The sequence below is a fragment of the Natrarchaeobius oligotrophus genome (assembly GCF_003841465.1).
Taxonomy (GTDB): domain Archaea; phylum Halobacteriota; class Halobacteria; order Halobacteriales; family Natrialbaceae; genus Natrarchaeobius; species Natrarchaeobius oligotrophus.
Genome location: NZ_REFZ01000023.1, coordinates 1 through 16,048, shown reverse-complemented (window position 1 = coordinate 16,048; position 16,048 = coordinate 1). Strand labels below are relative to the sequence as shown.

The following is a 16,048-nucleotide window of genomic DNA, read 5'->3' as shown; positions in this document are numbered from 1 at the left end:
ATCCGTCCCCGGCGACGGTGAGCCGAACGGCGAGACGAACGGCGGAAGACCAGCGTCGGGGGTCTTCCGGGCGAGCACGCGAGTAAAACGAGCGCGCAGCGAGCCGCGGCCGGTCGAGCGTTCCGGGGGCTTTCTGACCGGTAGTGCCGGCGATGCATCGGACGGGATAGTGAGGCCGATCGATCGGACGCGGGATCGTGGCAGCGTCGCATCCGACGGAATCGTGAATACTGTCTCGAGTCGGCGTACGGAGGCCGGACGAGAACCATCCTCGAGGGTTCCTTCGTCACATACCAGTAATTATATTATCATTCGTATCCATCGTCAAAATGGAAGCTACTCGCTCCGGAACGGACGGTGGGCGTACGGAAACGCCCCGGGTGGTAGGACACCCGAGGCGGGTGGCTTCCAAACTCGACACGTTTGGGTGCCATGCTTTCGTTACCGCTACCGAGACAAAAAGGTCTCGCACGACGACACGGTATCGTTCACGATCAGCCCCCGGTCCCGGTTCGCGACCGCCTCGACGCACCTCGAGCGGACCGTCCGCGCGCCGGTCAGGAACCGCGGAGTCGACGACGGAGTTGGAACCGGCGCTCGAGTCGCCGGGAGTCGAGCCGCTCGAGTTCGCGGAGGCGACAGCCGTGAGCGACTCCCGTAAAATTCCCGACGGAGCGACCGTCGATGACGCCGCCTGCGATCGCTGCGGCGATCCGATCTCCGAACGGCGGGTGATCTCCCTCTCGAGTCAGCCCTGTCCCGCACTCGCGGACAGCTACGCGGCCGTCACGAAGGCGTACTGTCCCGACTGCGTCGCCGGGATCGGCATGCTCGCGCTGGTGGACGAGCCGCGAGCCCGCACACCGGGAGCACTCGAGTGAGGGGAGTGCTGGACCGGCGTTCCGGCGAGACCGCGCCCCGTCTGTGGTCGCGCCGGTACCGAACCGCCCGATCAGTACTCGGGTCGCTGGGCCTGGATGACGTCCGAGAGCTGCATGTGCTCGTCCGCGAGGAGTTCGTTGAGGTCGTCGAACGTGATGATCCCGACCAGTTCGTTGCCGTCGTCGCAGACGGGGAGTCGGCGAACGCCGTGTTCGCTCATCAGTTCGGTCACGTGGTAGAATCCGTCGGTGTGATCGACGGTCGTCAGGTCGTCGGACATGACGTCGCCGGCCGTCGTCTCCGACGGATCCATTCCGTTACCGATCACGCGCGTCGCGAGGTCGCGGTCGGTGACGATTCCGATCGGTTCGTCGCCGTCTACGATCACGACGCTGCCGATATCGGAGTCGTCCATGAGGGTCGCGAGTTCCTCGACGTGTTCGTCTTCGTGTGCCGTTACGACGTCGCTTCGAGCGAGGTTTTCGACTGGCATAAACCCGGATTGCCGTCCCACAAACGCGACTATAAACCCACATCGTACCTCCAGGTCGTCGGAACTGCCACGGTGCGTGACAAAAGGGCGTCCGATCGAAGGGGTCGATCGCCAACTCGTGGCCGGTGATGTCCCGCAGAGGAGAACCGTCTACGCCCGCTATCGTTGGGCTCCCTTCAGCGCGGCGGAACGGCTTTCGTAGCCGATACCGACCGCATCGCAGTCGACGCACTCCCAGCGGTACTCGCCTCTGAACCCGCGGATAGATACGACAGCGTCGCAGTCGGGACAGCGCTTGCGCCGGCGCGACTCGCGGACTCGCTCGAGGATGTCGACGACGGTCCGATTCTCGTCCATTACGTTCCCTGCTCGAATCGTCCCGTATAGGCTTTCTCGTTCGTGACTACGAGCCGTCTCCGAACTCACAGGTCGACCGAGACGGATCGGAACGAGACGCTCGCCGTCGACCGATCACTCGAGGAGCAATCCGGCGAGTTCCGTCGCGTCGGCGAGCGGGGTAGCGATCGTGGCCGCCGGAACCGTCGCCGCCCACGTCCCGTAGCTCGCGCGATCGGGGAAGGCCCGGACGAACGGACAGATCGCCTCGTAGGCTGCCCCGAGTCGGCGATCCGCCGTCGATAGCGGGTTGGCGTCCGCCGCGATTCCGAACGACATCGTCGCGCCCGCCGGCTCGACGGTCGGTTCGCCGGCGTCGGACACCCGTCCCGTAATCTCGGTTCCGTCCGGCGCGACGGTCCGGATCGTCACGGGCGAATCGCCCAGTTCCGCGAGCAAGACGGCGTCGTAAAAGCATCGGAAGTGGTACGTCTCACCCTCGAGGACCCCCCGGTGGTCCGTCTCTCCGTCCGCGTGACAGAGGTCGGCCACCGCGAGCGAGCCGTTGCCCACCCGACGACGGATCGCGGCGAAACAGTCCGCGACCGTCTCGATTCCGTCGGTCTCGAGCCATCGTTCCATCGCCGCTCGCACGTCGTCGGGAAGCGTCGAATCCGCGCTCGCGGGATCGTCGATCCAGCGCCCGTCGATCGGGTCGGGACTCGAGGGGTCGCCATCGCCCGCCTCCGCGTTCGATTCGACGTGCGCCGGTTGGTTCGCCTCGGTCCCGCAGCCACACCGTTCCGTTCCGCCGCATCCGTTAGAGTTGCTCGTCATGCTATTACTTTGGAATTCGAAGTGTTTATACTTCGGAGTCCGAAGTGTTGAAGTAACTTCGGTGAACCAAAGCGATGGACGAGTCTCGAGATGCGGACGCTGTCCCCGGCCGGTCGTGTCGAACGGATCCGTCGTGTTACTGTCAACTCGGCGGCGTCCTCGAACTGCTGAGTCGCAAACACGCGATCCAGGTGATCTGTCTCGTCGGGGAAACCGGGCCGGTCCGCTACGGCGAGATCGAGGACGCCTTCGGTGCGGTGAGCAGTTCGACGCTCTCGGCGCGCCTCGACGAACTCGTCGGAGCGGGTTACCTCGCGCGCGAGCAGTACGACGAGATCCCGCCGCGCGTGGAGTACGACCTGACGACGACGGGCGAGCAACTGCAACAGCGCCTGCAGCCGCTGCTCGAGTGGGCCGTGATCCACGAGGAGTTCGAGGACGCGCCGACGGAAACGTAGGCCGGGAAACGATTCGGTTTCGAGGGCGGGGACGGTTCGGTCCCGACCGCACGAGTCGCGAGAGCGGACTCGCCTCGAGCGATCAGCCGGTGTTTTTCATCCCGGCGGCGATCCCTTTGACCGTCAGCCGGAGCGTCCGTTCTTCGACGTCGGTTCGGTGGGTGCGATCGAGCAGGTACGTCTGGAGGACGTTCAGCGGATCGACGTAGGGGTTTCGTCGCTCGAGGTTCTCGCCCAGCCAGTCGCGGGTGTGCAACTCCTCGCGCTGGCCGATCGTTTTGACCAGTTCGGCCGCCCGCTCGTACTCGTCGGTGATCCGCGGGAAGTAGTTCTCGCGAAGCTCCTCGTCGGCCAGGTCGGCGTACTGGCTGGCGATCTCGAGTTCGGTTCGCGACAGCGACAGCGCGGCGTTGTCGAGCGTCGTTCGGAAGAACGGCCACTCGTCGTACATCTCCTGGAGGGTCTCGACCGAGCCGCCGTCCTCCAGATAGGCGTCGACGCCGGAGGCGATGGCGTACCAGCCCGGCAGGATGCACCGCGACTGGGTCCACGAGAACACCCACGGAATCGCCCGGAGGTCCTCGACGGTGCGCTCGCCCGACCGGGAGGCCGGCCGCGAGCCCAGATCGAGGTCCTCGATGACGGTGATCGGCGTCGCCTGCTCGAAGTACTGGACGAAGCCGTCGCTCTCGAGGAGGTCTCGGTACTCGCGTCGGGCGGCGTCGGCCATCGTCTCCATGGCCTCGATCCACTCCGCTTCGACCTCCTCTTCGGGCCGTTGCATCGCGTACAGCCGCGAGCGAAGCTGGGCGTTCAGCATCTGCTCGATGTTGCGCTCGGCGATCCGGGGGTTACCGTACTTCTCCGCGATCGCTTCGCCCTGCTCGGTGAACTTGACCTGTCCCGTGACCGTCGAGTTCGGCAGCGCGAGCAGCGCCTCGTTCATCGGTCCGCCACCCCGGGAGATGGAGCCGCCCCGGCCGTGGAACAGCCGCATCTTCGCGTCGAAGTCGTCGCAGATCTCGCCGAGTCGACGCTGGTTCTTGTACAGCGACCAGTTGGCGGCGAGAAAGCCGTTCTCCTTGTTCGAGTCGGAGTATCCCAGCATGATCTCCTGGGTACGCCCGCGGGCCTCGAGCGCCTGCGCGTAGGCCTCGTTTTCGAACAGCGCGCCCATGATGCGTCGCGCACCGGAGAGGGCGTACTCCGTCTCGAGCAGCGGGACGACGTCGATCCCGCAGTGTTCGGGCAGGGAGACGACGCCGGCCTGGTCCGCCAGAAACAGCACCTCGAGGACGTGACTCGGCTCCTCGGTCATCGAGATGCAGTAGGTGTCGATCGCCTCGACGCCGTACTCGGACTGCCAGTCCGCGAGGTTGTCGAACAGCCGGAGCACGCGCGCGGAGTCCTCCGAGAGGCCGTCGGTCTCCTCGAGGTCGATCACCGGCTCGTCCTGGAGGATCGCGTCGGTGAGCAGTTCGGCCCGCTCGTCCTCGGACAGGTCGTGGTAATCGATCCCCTCGCGGTCGAGCGCTTCCGCGATGGCGTCGGTGTGTTTTTGCTGGTGGTCACGGAGATCCAGGCTCGCGAGCGAGAAGCCGAAGGTGGCGACCTGCCGGCGGATGGGGTCGACGTGGGCGTCGACGACGCTCTCGCCGCCGTTTTCCCGCAGGCTCGAGGCGATGACCGCGAGGTCGTCGAGGAGTTCGTCGACGTCGTCGTAGCCGCCGGGTCGGACGTCCCCCACGCGCTCGAGTCTGGCGCGCATGAGCTTGAGCTTCTGGCGGTAGGGCTCGCCCGGATAGCGCTCCTCGGCGGTTCGCGCGCTCCCCGGCAAGCGCTCGCGGTCGCGCTCGAGCGACGCCTCGAACTCGGAGTCGACGTCGATCCGGCTTCCGTCCTGGCTCAACACGCCCGAGAGGCGCTTGAGCTGTTCCCGGTAGCGCTCGAGGACGACCTCGCGCTGGCGCTCGAGGGTGTTCGCGGTGACCTCCGGCGTGACGTAGGGGTTGCCGTCCCGGTCGCTGCCCGCCCACGAGCGGAACTCGAACAGCTTGGGGACGTCGAGGGTGCCGTCGACCTCCTCGTCGATCGCGTCGGCGAGTTCGTCGTACACCTCGCCGACGACGTCGAACAGTGTGTTCTCGAGGTACCACTGGACGTTTCGCGCCTCGTCTTCGACCTCCGGCTGGCGGTTGCGGACCTGGGGCGTCTGCCAGAGACTCGTCACCTCGGCGTCGACGTCACGCCAGATCTGGGACTGCTCTTTCTCGGTCAGCAGGCACTCGTCGAGTCGCTCGAGCAGCGTCGAGATCCGCCGCAGCTTCGATTTGACCGTCTTGCGGCGGGCCTCCGTCGGGTGGGCCGTAAACGTCGGCTCGATCAGGACGTCCTCGAGCACCTGCTCGACCGTCTCGTGGTCGGCCTCGCCGAGTTCTTCGGCCGCCGTCTCGAGGCTGTCCTGGAGCGTACCCTCGTTCGACTCGGTGCGAATCGAGCGGACGCGTTCGCGCTCTTCGGCCAGGTTGATCAACTCGAAGTACGTCGTGAACGCGCGGGCGACGATACGCTGTTGGTGGGGCGACAGCCCCTCGAGTTCCGACACGAGCGGCTCGCGCGACTCGAGGTCGCCCGAGCGGTAGTCGATCGCCGCGCGCCGACACGATTCGACGGTTTCGAACGCCTTTCGGGACGTCTGGTCCTCGAGCACTTCGCCGAGCAGCGCGCCGAGTTCTCTGACGTCCTGGCGTACCCCCCTGTTGTGGAGTTTCATATCACGCCAATTGCGTTCGAGTCTAAAAACCCCAGCGAACCAAGATTACTACGTACATCATCTTCTACGGGGGTTACCGACGTCAAACGAAACCGAACACGACGTCGAACGAAACCGAACACGACGTCGAACGAAACCGAACGCGACGTCGAACGAACAGTCGACGGGAGATCGCGGTCGCTTCTCGCTCGGGAGCGTCGACCCCTGCAAAAAATGTGAACGTGAGCGGCGGCGTTAGCCGTGAATGCCCATCGCTTCGATCTGTTCCTGGTACCGGTTCCGGATCGTCACTTCGGTCACCTGCGCGACGTCTGCGACCTCGCGCTGGGTCTTTTTCTCGTTGCAGAGCAACGACGCGGCGTAGATCGCAGCCGCGGCGTATCCGGTCGGCGACTTGCCCGACAGCAGCCCTTCCTCGGCCGTCTTCTCGATGATCTCGTTGGCTTTGGTCTGGACCTCTTCGGACAGTTCGAGTTCAGAACAGAAGCGGGGGACGTACTTTTTCGGATCGACGGGGCGCATCTCGAGGCCGAGTTCCTGCGAGATATACCGATACGTCCGACCGATCTCTTTTCGTTCGACGCGTGAGACTTCCGAAATCTCCTCCAGGCTGCGCGGAATGCCCTCTTTTCGACAGGCCGCGTACAGCGCCGAGGTGGCGACGCCTTCGATCGACCGACCCCGGATGAGGTCCTCTTTGAGCGCGCGCCGGTAGATGACCGACGCGACCTCGCGAACCGAACGGGGCACCCCGAGCGCGGAGGCCATGCGGTCGATCTCGCTGAGCGCGAACTGCAGGTTTCGTTCGCCGGCGTCTTTCGTCCGGATGCGTTCTTGCCACTTTCGCAGCCGGTGCATCTGGCTGCGCTTTTTCGAGGAAATAGAGCGACCGTACGCGTCTTTGTCCTTCCAGTCGATCGTCGTCGTCAGCCCCTTGTCGTGCATCGTCTGGGTCGTCGGCGCGCCGACGCGGGACTTCTCCTGCCGTTCCTGGTGGTTGAACGCCCGCCACTCCGGGCCGGGATCGATCTTTTCTTCCTCCACGACGAGCCCACAGTCTTCACAGATGAGCTCACCCCGGTCGGAGTCCTTGACGAGATTGTCCGATTCACACTCAGGACAGGCGCGTACCTCCTCCTGGTCCTCGGTCTCGTCCATCTCACGCGTTCGCTCCCGCTGGCGGGTGGACCGTGTCATCGCACTTTTATAGTAGTATCAGCATGGTATATAAGTCCTGTGCATCAGTTTTGTGCGATTGAACGTTATCCGGCGAAATCGCCACGTATAGAGCTTCACAGAGGTGGTTTACGATTTGAAACCGGAAAGACTTTATCCGGAACCGGGCGATGAACTGACCGAATGCCGGTCATCGAGTGTGACGTCGAGGCGGCGCGCGAACGACTCGAGGACGCGGGCGTCCGCGTCGAGTCGGGGAACACCGACCACGAGCGCTGGCGTGCGAGCCGCGGCGACGCGACGGCGGTCGCCTACGACGAGAAGGTCGTGATCCAGGGATCCGATCCGCGCGACCTCGAGGCGCTGTTGTGCGAGGACGGCGGGCGCGCACACGTCTACTCCGACGGCGCGGCCCGCGGGAATCCCGGACCGGCCGCCATCGGCTGGGTGATCGTCACCGGCGACGGTATCGTCGCCGAAGGCAGCGAGCGCATCGGTCGGACGACGAACAACCGCGCCGAGTACGAGGGGCTCGTCCGCGCGCTCGAGGCCGCCCGCGACTACGGCTACGACGAGGTGCACGTCCGCATCGACGCCGAACTCGTCGTCAAGCAGGTCCGCGGCGAGTACGACACCAACGATCCCGACCTCCGCGAGAAACGCGTCACCGTCCACGAACTCCTCTCCGCGTTCGACGAGTGGACGCTCGAGCACGTTCCGCGCGAGATCAACGAGCGCGCGGATGCGCTCGCGAACGAGGCGCTCGACGAGGGGTGAGAGCGGAAAGCGAAGAGACGGGGGAGAGACGAGAACGAGGGGACGGGAGCGAGGAGACGAAAGGCGAACCGATCCGCTCGAGCGAGTGGCCTCTCGAGTTCGGATCAGCAAGGAAAAAACGTTCGACGACGTACCGTCCGCTATGAGCGATCTCGACGGCGGCTCCGGGGCTGGTTCTGACGGATCGAGCGACCGTGACGCCGACGACGACGGCGACGAACTCCCGCCGTCGGTCGTCGACGAGGCCGAACGGCTCACCCGACTCGAACGAACCGCGACGGACGAGGCCGAGCGTCGCGCCCGCGCCGATCGGCGCGACCGGCTACTCGCGGAGTACGAGTTTACCGCCCGCGTTCGCGACGACGGCGACGCGGTGCTCGTGCTCCACCCCGCAACGTGGCACGACGACGGCACGATCCGAACCGAACGCATCGACGACCTCTCGCGCGCGATCGAGATCCCCCTCGAGGGGACCGACGATCCCGACGACTGGGACGCAGTCGACGCGCACAACCGGGCGATCGCGGCGCGCGTCCGGGACCGCCACGGCGACGTCCACGGCGACAACGCGGCGGCGCTCGCCGACTTCGTCGGCAACCACTACGCGAAACGGATCGAGTCGATGACGGGAGCCGAGCTCGCGGAGTTTCGCTCGGAGTACTTCGTGCGCAACGCGTGGCCGTCCGACTCACAGCGCGATGCCGTCGAAAAATCGATCGAGCTGGTGTACGAAGCGGCCGACGAACCGGTGCCCGAATTCCGGCTCGAGTAACCGTTCAGTAACTCGCGTCGACGATCTCTCGGATCTCGTCCGCGCGGTCGTCGCCGGTGACGACCTTCGAGAGCGACCAGCGGATGCCGTCGAGGACGGCCTCGTACCCCTCGTCGGTCAGCGAGTACTGGTTGGTTCGCTTGTCGAGTTCGCTCTTTTCGACCAGCCCCAGCTCGACCAGTTCGTCGAGATTCGGGTACAGGCGGCCGTGATTCACTTCGGTTCCGTAGTACTCCTCGAGTTCGCGTTTGATCGCCAGGCCGTACATCGGCTCTTTGGCCAGGATCGTGAGAATGTTGTTCTGGAACGCCGTGAGTTCACGCGCGATGCTCTGTTCGCCGTTGATTGATTGTGCCTCTGACATACTTCTGTAGATGGTGCCAGACTATTTAAGACTTGCCAACTTTTTGGTCTTTCGAGGCGGTAGCCTCGGTCTACCCGCCGCCGGCAGGCCGATCGACCGGACGCCCGGAGACGCCCGTCGGTTGTCTGGCAGCCGTCAATTTACCTTCGAACGTGATTACGAAAGTACTTTTTGATCGACCGTCGAGTTCCAGGTACATGGTCAATCTCTGGGAAGACCTCGAAACCGGACCGAATCCGCCAGAAGAGATCTACGCCGTCGTCGAGTGTCTCAAGGGCGAGCGAAACAAGTACGAGTACGACAAGGACGTCCCGGGCGTCGTGCTCGACCGCGTCCTCCACAGCAACGTCCACTACCCCAGCGACTACGGCTTCATCCCGCAGTCGTACTACGACGACGAGGATCCCTTCGACGTGCTCGTGCTGGTCGAAGACCAGACGTTCCCCGGCTGCGTCATCGAGGCCCGTCCGGTCGCGCTGATGAAGATGGACGACGACGGCGAACAGGACGACAAGGTCGTCGCCGTCCCGACCGAAGACCCCCGCTTCGACCACATCGAGGACCTCGAGGACATTCCACAGCAGCGGCGCGACGAGATCGACGAATTCTTCGCGACCTACAAGAACCTCGAAGCGGGCAAAGAAGTCGAGACGCAGGGCTGGGAAGGCAGACAGGCCGCCTACGACGCGATCGAGCACGCACAGGACCTCTACGACGAACGCTTCGCCTAGATACTCTTCGTTCGACCGGCGGACGGGGTCGTCCGTCCGCGCCAACCGATCGGTACTCCCGTTTTCACCGCACCGAGTGCACCGACGTCACGCCGTCCGAACCCGGATTCGCGGGAGTTATTCGCCGCCGATCGGCTCATGCGTTATGAGCATGAGTAATTTTATCCGGGAGCGCGCCGAACGCGTACTCGTATGGCAGCGCCCACCCCGCCCCCACGAACGTCCCCGACGAACGACGCCGTCGAGCCGGGCGTCGGGATCGCCCACCCGACGGTCGTGCCCACGAACTTCGAGTCCGACGAGGGTGCCGAGGACTGAGACGGACCGCTGTCACCCGGTTCCGGTGAAAGCGCGACCGTCCGACCGTGCCACCGGTCCACCGCGACGGCGGACCGAACGACGCCGTCGGTCGTCCGCGCGGAATCGCAATCTCGGTTCACAGCGCCTCGAGGTTCGATCGCAACTCGACTCGCCAGCGCCTCGAGAGCGCCGGCCGTCCCCGACGTCCGCCCCGTTTCGAGCGACCGCCCGTCAGCCCGCGACCGTCGTCCGGTATCCCGACCGCGAGGACACCGCATCACCTCGATCGCGATCGTCCACCGAATCCCACCGCGGGGTTGCGAGCCCGTGTCACGGAGTTTCAAAACAGTGTCTCGAAACGAACCTTCTTGTATGCGGTCGAACTACGACCGGCCATGGGTCTATTCGATCGATTGCGGGGCGACGGAAACCCGCGGGTCGCCTTTATCGGGGTCGACGGCGTACCGTACAGTCTTCTGTCCGAGAACGAGGAACTGTTCCCGAACTTCGCAGCGATCGCCGACGACGGAACCGCGAGCGAGATTTCGAGCATCGTTCCGCCGGAGTCGAGCGCCTGCTGGCCGTCGCTGACGACCGGAAAGAATCCCGGTGAAACGGGCGTCTACGGCTTCCAGGACCGCGAAGTCGGCACCTACGACACCTACGTTCCGATGGGACGTGAGGTTCAGGCCCAGCGGGTCTGGGACCGCGTCGAGGAGGGCGACCGCCGCTCGACCGTGCTGAACGTCCCCGTCACGTTCCCGCCCCAACGGACCGTCCAGCGGATGGTCTCGGGCTTTCTCTCTCCCGGCCTCGAGAAGGCGGCCTACCCCGACGACGTCCGCGACTACCTCGAGTCGATCGACTACCGGATCGACGTCAACCCGAAGCTCGGCCACGAATCCGACAAATCGGCCTTCATCGAGGACGCCCACGCCACCCTCGACGCCCGCTTCGAGGCGTTCGAACGCTACATCGAGGAGGACGACTGGGACCTGTTTTTCGGCGTCTTCATGACGACCGACCGGGTCAACCACTTCCTGTTCAAAGATTACGAACGCGACGGCGAGTACAAAGACGAGTTCCTCGAGTTCTACCGGAAGGTCGACGACTACGTCGGCCGACTGCGCGAGGCCCTCCCCGAGGACGTCACGCTGATCGTCGCCTCCGATCACGGCTTCACCAGCCTCGACTACGAGGTCCACGTCAACGAGTGGCTTCGCGAGGAGGGCTGGCTCTCCTTCGAGACGGACGAACCGGAAGAACTCGGCGACATCGCGACGGAGACCGAGGCCTACTCGTTCATCCCCGGTCGGTTCTACATCAACCTCGAGGGCAGAGAGCCCCGCGGCTCCGTCCCCGAAGACGAGTACGACCAGGTGCGCGACCGGCTCAAAGCCGACCTGGAGACGCTCGAGGGACCGGACGGCCGAAACGTGGTCGACCGCGTCGTCGAGAAGGAGGCGGCGTTCCGGGGCGACCACGACGACATCGCGCCCGACCTGGTCGCGATTCCGAACCACGGATTCGATCTCAAATCCGGGTTCAAGGCCGACTCCGAGGTGTTCGACACCGGACCCCGAAACGGGATGCACAGCTTCGACGACACCGCGCTGTACATCGACCACCCCGACGCCGCCATCGGCGACGCCGACCTCTTCGATATCGCGCCGACGATCCTCGACCTGATGGACGTCGAGTACAGCCGCGGCGAGTTCGACGGCGCGAGCCTGGTCTGATCGAACCGGCGCCGTCGCCCGCATTCGAGTACGTTTTCCGCCCGGAACTCGACCCGAGACCGTGGACGAAGTCATTCACGCTCGCGGCCACGAGCACGTCAGCGCGGCCCACGCCAGCACGTTCGAGGTGACGACGGACGACTACCTCACGCCGGCGGGCGACTGCATCCTCGCGATCGACGCGGACCGGGCACCCGCCGACTTCGACCCCGCGTTCGTCGACGCCTGTCGGGACGCCGACGCGACGATCACGGTGACGCTCGAGGCCGGCGGCCACGAGACCACCGTCACCGGTCGCGGCGATCCAGCCCTCGAGCTAACGAGCGAGCGCAGCGCCGTCGGGCGCACCAGCGAGTACGTCGACGAGCGCACGATTCTCCTCGGAGCCGAGTTCGCGGCGGAAGGCTTCGACCGGGACCTGGTCGACGCCCTCGCCGACGGAGCCGAGGCGACGGTGACGATCACCGTCGAGAACCGGAGTTAAGGCGCTCGATCCCCTACGCACGACCGTGTGTACGCTGACGCTCGCGTGGCAGGTGTTCGACGAGGTGCCGGTCGCCGTCGCCGCGAACCGAGACGAGTCGCTCGAGCGCGACTCGCTGCCCCCCGACGTCTACCGGAGCGATCCGCTGATCGTCGCGCCGAAAGACGCCGTCGCCGGCGGCACCTGGATCGGCTACAACGAGTTCGGCGTCTTCGCCGGCCTCACCAACGGCTGGACCGACGCCGACCTCGCCGGCGAACGTTCGCGCGGACTGCTCGTCGCCGACGCTCTCGAGGCCGAGTCGACGGCCCAGGCCGGAGCGCTGCTCGAGAGCGCGCTCGAGGTCGACGAGTACGACGCCTTCTTCCTCGTGATCGCCGACGCCGACGATGCGGTCTGTTACCGGTGGGACGGCGAGCTGACCAGCACGCCGTTCGACCCCGGCGTCCACGTCGTGGTCAACGCCGCGGTCGACGGCGACGTCGTCGTCTCGTCGAGCCGACCGGAGGAGGCCCGATCGCAGGCCCGCAACGCCCGTCGAGTGCGTCGCGAGCTCTCGGTGGACGACGACGGCGAGTCGGCAGCCGAGTGGCTCGAGCGCGCCGGGGGCGTCCTCGGCGACCACGAGTACGGCGTCTGCCTCCATCGCGACGGGTTCGGAACCCGCTCGTCGTCGCTGCTTGCGCTCGGGGAGGCGGCCACCTACCGATTCGCGCCGGGGCCGCCGTGTCGGACGAGCTACGAGGACGTGGCCCTCGACGACCGCGTCGAACCCCCCCGAAACCGCGACGTCGAAAGGCACATTTAAGCGCCTCCCTCTCGCTGTTGTGCACATGGACGAACTCCCGTTCCGAGCGACGAGCACGGAGAGGTGGTCGCCGTGAGCGTTTCCGCGATCGAGTCGGAGCTCTCCGACGACGAACGAAGCGGACTCGAACTCGTCCGGGAGACCGGCGGTATCCACCAGAGCGACTTCTGGAAGGAACTCGACGTCTCCTCTCGAAAGGGCAGTCGAATCGTCGAATCGCTCGTCGAGAAGGAACTCGTCGACCGCGAGGAGACGGTCTACGACGGACACAACACCTACTACATCACGCCGACGGCTCGAGATCTCGATTTTACGCTGCTCATGGCGGGAGACATGCTCTCGCCGTTCATCGGCGAGGAAGAGGTCGATCCGAACAGCGACGCGTTCTCGCAGTGGATCATGAACCTCGCCTACGAGGAGTGACACCGGCGTCGTCGATCGGCACCGATCCTAGGTCTCGGACGGTCCGTCGTAGCGACCGAACCGGTCGATGAGCACGAACGGATCCCGTTGGCGGTCGGTGTATCCGACGTCGCCGTCGACGGCCTCGAGGATTCGCCGGTGGACTTCCCGCGCGGCCCGACCCTCGTCGGCCTCGAGGTTGTGCGTGTCGCGGACGTCGGTCCAGAATCCGCCGTCGAGCCAGAGCAACGTCTCCTGGTCGGAACGGTAGACGACGCGTCCGTCCTCGGGGAGGCCCTCGAGAGCCAGCTGGCGGCCGGACAACTGCGCCCGCGCGAGGACGGCGACGAGTTGCTGGCGAGACACCGGCGAGTTCAGCGCGACGTCGTCGATCGTGTCGCCGAAGTACTCCTCGACGAGATCGCACGCTCTCGAGAACTCGTCGAACGCGACGTGCTGATCTTTGGTGATTTTCATGGAACGACCGGCGGGGACCGGTATCGTCTTCTCGTTCGTGATTCGACAAGAAAGTACCTCTCGATCGCGGTCGGCGCGTCGCGACTGTCCGAAAGGGGACCGTGCCGACGCACTGGTGAAACACCCGGAACGGTCGCGGCTGCGTCGGAACTGACGGTCGGCAGCCGGTCTCAGGCGAGCGCACTCGCCGCGCGAATCAACCGCCGCTCGTCGAAGGCCGCGCCGACGAGTTGCAAACCCACGGGAAGCCCGTCGGTTTCGCCGGCCGGAACCGAGATCGCGGGAAGGTCCGCGAGGTTCACCGGCACCGTGTTCGCGTCCGCGAGATACATCTGGAGCGGATCCTCGAGGCTCTCGCCGCGTTCGAACGGCGGTACGGGCATCGTCGGCGACGCGAGCACGTCGACCTCGTCGAACGCCCGGTCGAAGTCCTGTTTGACCCACGCCCGGGCGTCCTGTGCCTTCTTGTAGTACTTGTCGTGATATCCCGCCGAGAGGGCGTACGTGCCGAGCAGGATCCGTCGTTTGACCTCGTCGCCGAACCCCTCCTGGCGGGCCGTCGCAAACGTCTCGTTCCAGTTGCCGTCGTACCCGCCGGAGCGGCCGTACCGGACGCCGTCGAACCGCGCGAGATTCGAGGAGGCTTCCGACATCGCGATGACGTAGTAGGCTTCGACGGCGTGTTCGACCGACGGGAGCGACACCTCGTGATGCGTCGCACCCCGATCCTCGAGTTCGCCCAGCGCGTCCCAGAAGACCTCGAGAACGCCCTCGTCGGCTCCCTCGAGCAGTTCGGTGGGGACGCCGATCGAGAGCCCGTCGACGTCGCCGGTCGCCGCGTCGGCGTAGCCCGGTTGCTCGCCGTTCGTCTCGGGCTCGCGCGTCGTCGCGTCGCGTTCGTCGGGTCCGGCGATCACGTCGAGCAACGCGGCAGCGTCCTCGACGGTCTCGGCGAACGGGCCGATCTGTTCGAGGCTGTTGCCGTAGGCGACGAGTCCGTACCGCGAGACGAGCCCGTAAGTCGGCTTGATGCCGACGACGCCGCAGAAGGCCGCCGGACAGCGGATCGATCCGCCGGTGTCGGAGCCGAGCGCGAGGTCGGCCTCGCCGGCCGCGACCGCGGCCGCCGAGCCACCCGAGGAACCGCCCGGAACGCGACCCGGCGCGGCGGGGTTGTCTGTCGCCCCGAACGCCGACGTCTCGGTCGTCGATCCCATGCCGAACTCGTCCATGTTAGCCTTGCCGACGATCGTCGCCCCCGCGTCCGTCAGCCGCGAGACGACCGTCGCGTCGTACGGCGGCACGTACTCCTCGAGCATCTCGGAACCGCAGGTCGTCCGGACGCCGGCGGTCGAAATGTTGTCCTTGACCGCGACGGTGGTGCCCGCAAGCGGCGCGTCCCCGTCGCCCTCGCCCTCGATCGTCGTCTCGGTGATGAAGATATTCGAACCCATGATCAGGAGACGTTCGGCCCCTTGAAGTAGCCGTCCTCGGTTTCGCGGGCGTTTCGAAGCGCCTCCTCGCGGTCGAGGGAGTCGCGTTCCTCGTCGGGACGCATCACGTTCGCGAGTTCGGCGTCGCGTTCGACCTCCGGCACCTCGTCCAGCGCGTCGAAGTACTCGAGGATCTCCGCGAACTGCCGGGTGAACTGGTCGACCTCGTCGTCCGCGAGATCGACCCGGGCCAGCTCCGCGACGTGGCGGACCTCCTCCGGGCTGACGGCGTCGTCGCTCATACGTGTTCGGACCGGCCTCCCGGGAGTAAGCGTTTCGATCTGGCGTCCGCCGCGGCCTCGACGGCGTCGGAGCGATTCGCCCGGCGAATCCCGTCGTTCACCCGTCATACGATCGTAGTTTTTAAGTGAGCGAGCCACGACATATACCATCTACGGGAGAGCGTTTTCACCGCCCTTCGATCAGTTCCACCACAATGACTGACTCCACGATCCGAACGCACAGCGACGAGCGCCGCGAGACAGAACGAGCGGAGTCGCTCGAGGAATCGGACGAGCGAGAGTGCTGTCCGGAGTGTAGCGGACGGCTCGTCAGCGACGCCGAGCACGCCGAGACCGTCTGCGAGGACTGCGGCCTCGTCGTCGAGGAAGGCGAGATCGACCGCGGCCCCGAGTGGCGCGCCTTCGACGCCGCCGAAAAGGACGAAAAGAGCCGCGTCGGTGCCCCCACCACCAACATGATGCACGATCAGGGGCTTTCGACCAACATCGGCTGGCAGGACAAAG

The 16,048-nt window shown here is 65.6% G+C and carries 20 protein-coding genes; 11 read left to right on the top strand and 9 right to left on the bottom strand.

Annotated features, from left to right (window positions below):
* The first annotated feature begins 584 nt into the window (after window positions 1-584).
* Window positions 585-881, top strand: coding sequence for a hypothetical protein (locus EA472_RS19675; protein ID WP_124193210.1), 297 nt, complete (start codon window positions 585-587; stop codon window positions 879-881).
* A 71-nt stretch (window positions 882-952) separates the two neighbouring features.
* Here EA472_RS19675 and EA472_RS19670 read toward each other — a convergent pair whose 3' ends face one another.
* The 3 genes from EA472_RS19670 to merB all read right to left on the bottom strand — a co-directional run bounded on the left by EA472_RS19670 (window position 953) and on the right by merB (window position 2,548).
* Window positions 953-1,375 (bottom strand): CBS domain-containing protein, encoded by a 423-nt coding sequence (locus tag EA472_RS19670; protein WP_124193209.1) that lies wholly within the window; start codon window positions 1,373-1,375, stop codon window positions 953-955.
* 159 nt (window positions 1,376-1,534) lie between these two features.
* A complete protein-coding gene (locus EA472_RS19665; protein WP_124193208.1) occupies window positions 1,535-1,732 on the bottom strand; it encodes a hypothetical protein in 198 nt (65 codons plus the stop codon).
* 114 nt (window positions 1,733-1,846) lie between these two features.
* Window positions 1,847-2,548, bottom strand: a complete 702-nt coding sequence (gene merB, locus EA472_RS19660; RefSeq protein ID WP_124193207.1) for an organomercurial lyase — start codon at window positions 2,546-2,548, stop codon at window positions 1,847-1,849.
* Window positions 2,549-2,622: 74 nt separating this feature from the next.
* On the opposite strand from merB, the gene EA472_RS19655 reads away from it, so the two are divergent.
* The gene (locus tag EA472_RS19655; RefSeq protein WP_124193206.1) at window positions 2,623-3,006 is read left to right on the top strand and encodes a winged helix-turn-helix transcriptional regulator; all 384 of its coding nucleotides are present in this window, start codon (window positions 2,623-2,625) and stop codon (window positions 3,004-3,006) included.
* An 82-nt stretch (window positions 3,007-3,088) separates the two neighbouring features.
* Here the strand turns inward: EA472_RS19655 and ppc are convergent, their stop codons facing one another.
* A complete protein-coding gene (gene ppc / locus EA472_RS19650) occupies window positions 3,089-5,779 on the bottom strand; it encodes a phosphoenolpyruvate carboxylase (protein WP_124193205.1) in 2,691 nt (896 codons plus the stop codon).
* A gap of 234 nt (window positions 5,780-6,013) precedes the next feature.
* Window positions 6,014-6,976 (bottom strand): transcription initiation factor IIB, encoded by a 963-nt coding sequence (locus tag EA472_RS19645; protein ID WP_124193204.1) that lies wholly within the window; start codon window positions 6,974-6,976, stop codon window positions 6,014-6,016.
* Between the two features lie 162 nt (window positions 6,977-7,138).
* On the opposite strand from EA472_RS19645, the gene rnhA reads away from it, so the two are divergent.
* Window positions 7,139-7,732 (top strand): ribonuclease HI, encoded by a 594-nt coding sequence (gene rnhA / locus EA472_RS19640; protein WP_124193203.1) that lies wholly within the window; start codon window positions 7,139-7,141, stop codon window positions 7,730-7,732.
* Window positions 7,733-7,874: 142 nt separating this feature from the next.
* Window positions 7,875-8,504 (top strand): DUF7108 family protein, encoded by a 630-nt coding sequence (locus tag EA472_RS19635; RefSeq protein ID WP_124193202.1) that lies wholly within the window; start codon window positions 7,875-7,877, stop codon window positions 8,502-8,504.
* A 4-nt stretch (window positions 8,505-8,508) separates the two neighbouring features.
* Here the strand turns inward: EA472_RS19635 and EA472_RS19630 are convergent, their stop codons facing one another.
* Window positions 8,509-8,868: a PadR family transcriptional regulator gene (locus EA472_RS19630; RefSeq protein WP_124193201.1), complete on the bottom strand. Its 360-nt coding sequence runs from the start codon at window positions 8,866-8,868 to the stop codon at window positions 8,509-8,511.
* A 197-nt stretch (window positions 8,869-9,065) separates the two neighbouring features.
* On the opposite strand from EA472_RS19630, the gene EA472_RS19625 reads away from it, so the two are divergent.
* The 6 genes from EA472_RS19625 to EA472_RS19605 all read left to right on the top strand — a co-directional run bounded on the left by EA472_RS19625 (window position 9,066) and on the right by EA472_RS19605 (window position 13,353).
* Window positions 9,066-9,599 carry an inorganic diphosphatase gene (locus EA472_RS19625; protein ID WP_124193200.1) on the top strand — a complete coding sequence of 178 codons (534 nt, stop codon included), beginning with the start codon at window positions 9,066-9,068 and terminating at the stop codon, window positions 9,597-9,599.
* Between the two features lie 192 nt (window positions 9,600-9,791).
* Window positions 9,792-9,917: a hypothetical protein gene (locus EA472_RS23275; protein WP_279387190.1), complete on the top strand. Its 126-nt coding sequence runs from the start codon at window positions 9,792-9,794 to the stop codon at window positions 9,915-9,917.
* A gap of 377 nt (window positions 9,918-10,294) precedes the next feature.
* On the top strand, window positions 10,295-11,638 hold the full coding sequence (locus EA472_RS19620; protein WP_124193199.1) for an alkaline phosphatase family protein: 1,344 nt from the start codon (window positions 10,295-10,297) through the stop codon (window positions 11,636-11,638).
* 61 nt (window positions 11,639-11,699) lie between these two features.
* A complete protein-coding gene (locus tag EA472_RS19615) occupies window positions 11,700-12,122 on the top strand; it encodes a DUF371 domain-containing protein (protein ID WP_124193198.1) in 423 nt (140 codons plus the stop codon).
* 25 nt (window positions 12,123-12,147) lie between these two features.
* Window positions 12,148-12,930, top strand: a complete 783-nt coding sequence (locus EA472_RS19610; RefSeq protein ID WP_124193197.1) for an NRDE family protein — start codon at window positions 12,148-12,150, stop codon at window positions 12,928-12,930.
* 72 nt (window positions 12,931-13,002) lie between these two features.
* The gene (locus tag EA472_RS19605; protein ID WP_124193196.1) at window positions 13,003-13,353 is read left to right on the top strand and encodes a helix-turn-helix transcriptional regulator; all 351 of its coding nucleotides are present in this window, start codon (window positions 13,003-13,005) and stop codon (window positions 13,351-13,353) included.
* 27 nt (window positions 13,354-13,380) lie between these two features.
* Here the strand turns inward: EA472_RS19605 and EA472_RS19600 are convergent, their stop codons facing one another.
* From EA472_RS19600 to gatC, 3 genes are all read right to left on the bottom strand, one after another.
* Window positions 13,381-13,809, bottom strand: a complete 429-nt coding sequence (locus EA472_RS19600; protein ID WP_124193195.1) for a hypothetical protein — start codon at window positions 13,807-13,809, stop codon at window positions 13,381-13,383.
* Between the two features lie 170 nt (window positions 13,810-13,979).
* Window positions 13,980-15,263, bottom strand: coding sequence for an Asp-tRNA(Asn)/Glu-tRNA(Gln) amidotransferase subunit GatA (gene gatA / locus EA472_RS19595; protein WP_124193194.1), 1,284 nt, complete (start codon window positions 15,261-15,263; stop codon window positions 13,980-13,982).
* 2 nt (window positions 15,264-15,265) lie between these two features.
* Window positions 15,266-15,544, bottom strand: coding sequence for an Asp-tRNA(Asn)/Glu-tRNA(Gln) amidotransferase subunit GatC (gene gatC, locus EA472_RS19590; protein ID WP_124193193.1), 279 nt, complete (start codon window positions 15,542-15,544; stop codon window positions 15,266-15,268).
* A gap of 194 nt (window positions 15,545-15,738) precedes the next feature.
* Here gatC and EA472_RS19585 point away from each other — a divergent pair.
* Window positions 15,739-16,048 (top strand): TFIIB-type zinc ribbon-containing protein (locus EA472_RS19585; RefSeq protein WP_279387189.1); only part of this gene is annotated, 310 nt, incomplete at its 3' end.

Bases quoted from the DNA above. Each gene is read 5' to 3' on its own strand.
- merB (WP_124193207.1), bottom strand. From the start codon at position 2,548: ATGACGAGCAACTCTAACGGATGCGGCGGAACGGAACGGTGTGGCTGC.
- EA472_RS19665 (WP_124193208.1), bottom strand. From the start codon at position 1,732: ATGGACGAGAATCGGACCGTCGTCGACATCCTCGAGCGAGTCCGCGAG.
- EA472_RS19670 (WP_124193209.1), bottom strand. From the start codon at position 1,375: ATGCCAGTCGAAAACCTCGCTCGAAGCGACGTCGTAACGGCACACGAA.
- gatA (WP_124193194.1), bottom strand. From the start codon at position 15,263: ATGGGTTCGAATATCTTCATCACCGAGACGACGATCGAGGGCGAGGGC.
- ppc (WP_124193205.1), bottom strand. From the start codon at position 5,779: ATGAAACTCCACAACAGGGGGGTACGCCAGGACGTCAGAGAACTCGGC.
- rnhA (WP_124193203.1), top strand. From the start codon at position 7,139: ATGCCGGTCATCGAGTGTGACGTCGAGGCGGCGCGCGAACGACTCGAG.
- EA472_RS23275 (WP_279387190.1), top strand. From the start codon at position 9,792: ATGGCAGCGCCCACCCCGCCCCCACGAACGTCCCCGACGAACGACGCC.
- EA472_RS19620 (WP_124193199.1), top strand. From the start codon at position 10,295: ATGGGTCTATTCGATCGATTGCGGGGCGACGGAAACCCGCGGGTCGCC.
- EA472_RS19655 (WP_124193206.1), top strand. From the start codon at position 2,623: ATGGACGAGTCTCGAGATGCGGACGCTGTCCCCGGCCGGTCGTGTCGA.
- EA472_RS19600 (WP_124193195.1), bottom strand. From the start codon at position 13,809: ATGAAAATCACCAAAGATCAGCACGTCGCGTTCGACGAGTTCTCGAGA.
- EA472_RS19625 (WP_124193200.1), top strand. From the start codon at position 9,066: ATGGTCAATCTCTGGGAAGACCTCGAAACCGGACCGAATCCGCCAGAA.
- gatC (WP_124193193.1), bottom strand. From the start codon at position 15,544: ATGAGCGACGACGCCGTCAGCCCGGAGGAGGTCCGCCACGTCGCGGAG.
- EA472_RS19645 (WP_124193204.1), bottom strand. From the start codon at position 6,976: ATGACACGGTCCACCCGCCAGCGGGAGCGAACGCGTGAGATGGACGAG.
- EA472_RS19630 (WP_124193201.1), bottom strand. From the start codon at position 8,868: ATGTCAGAGGCACAATCAATCAACGGCGAACAGAGCATCGCGCGTGAA.
- EA472_RS19635 (WP_124193202.1), top strand. From the start codon at position 7,875: ATGAGCGATCTCGACGGCGGCTCCGGGGCTGGTTCTGACGGATCGAGC.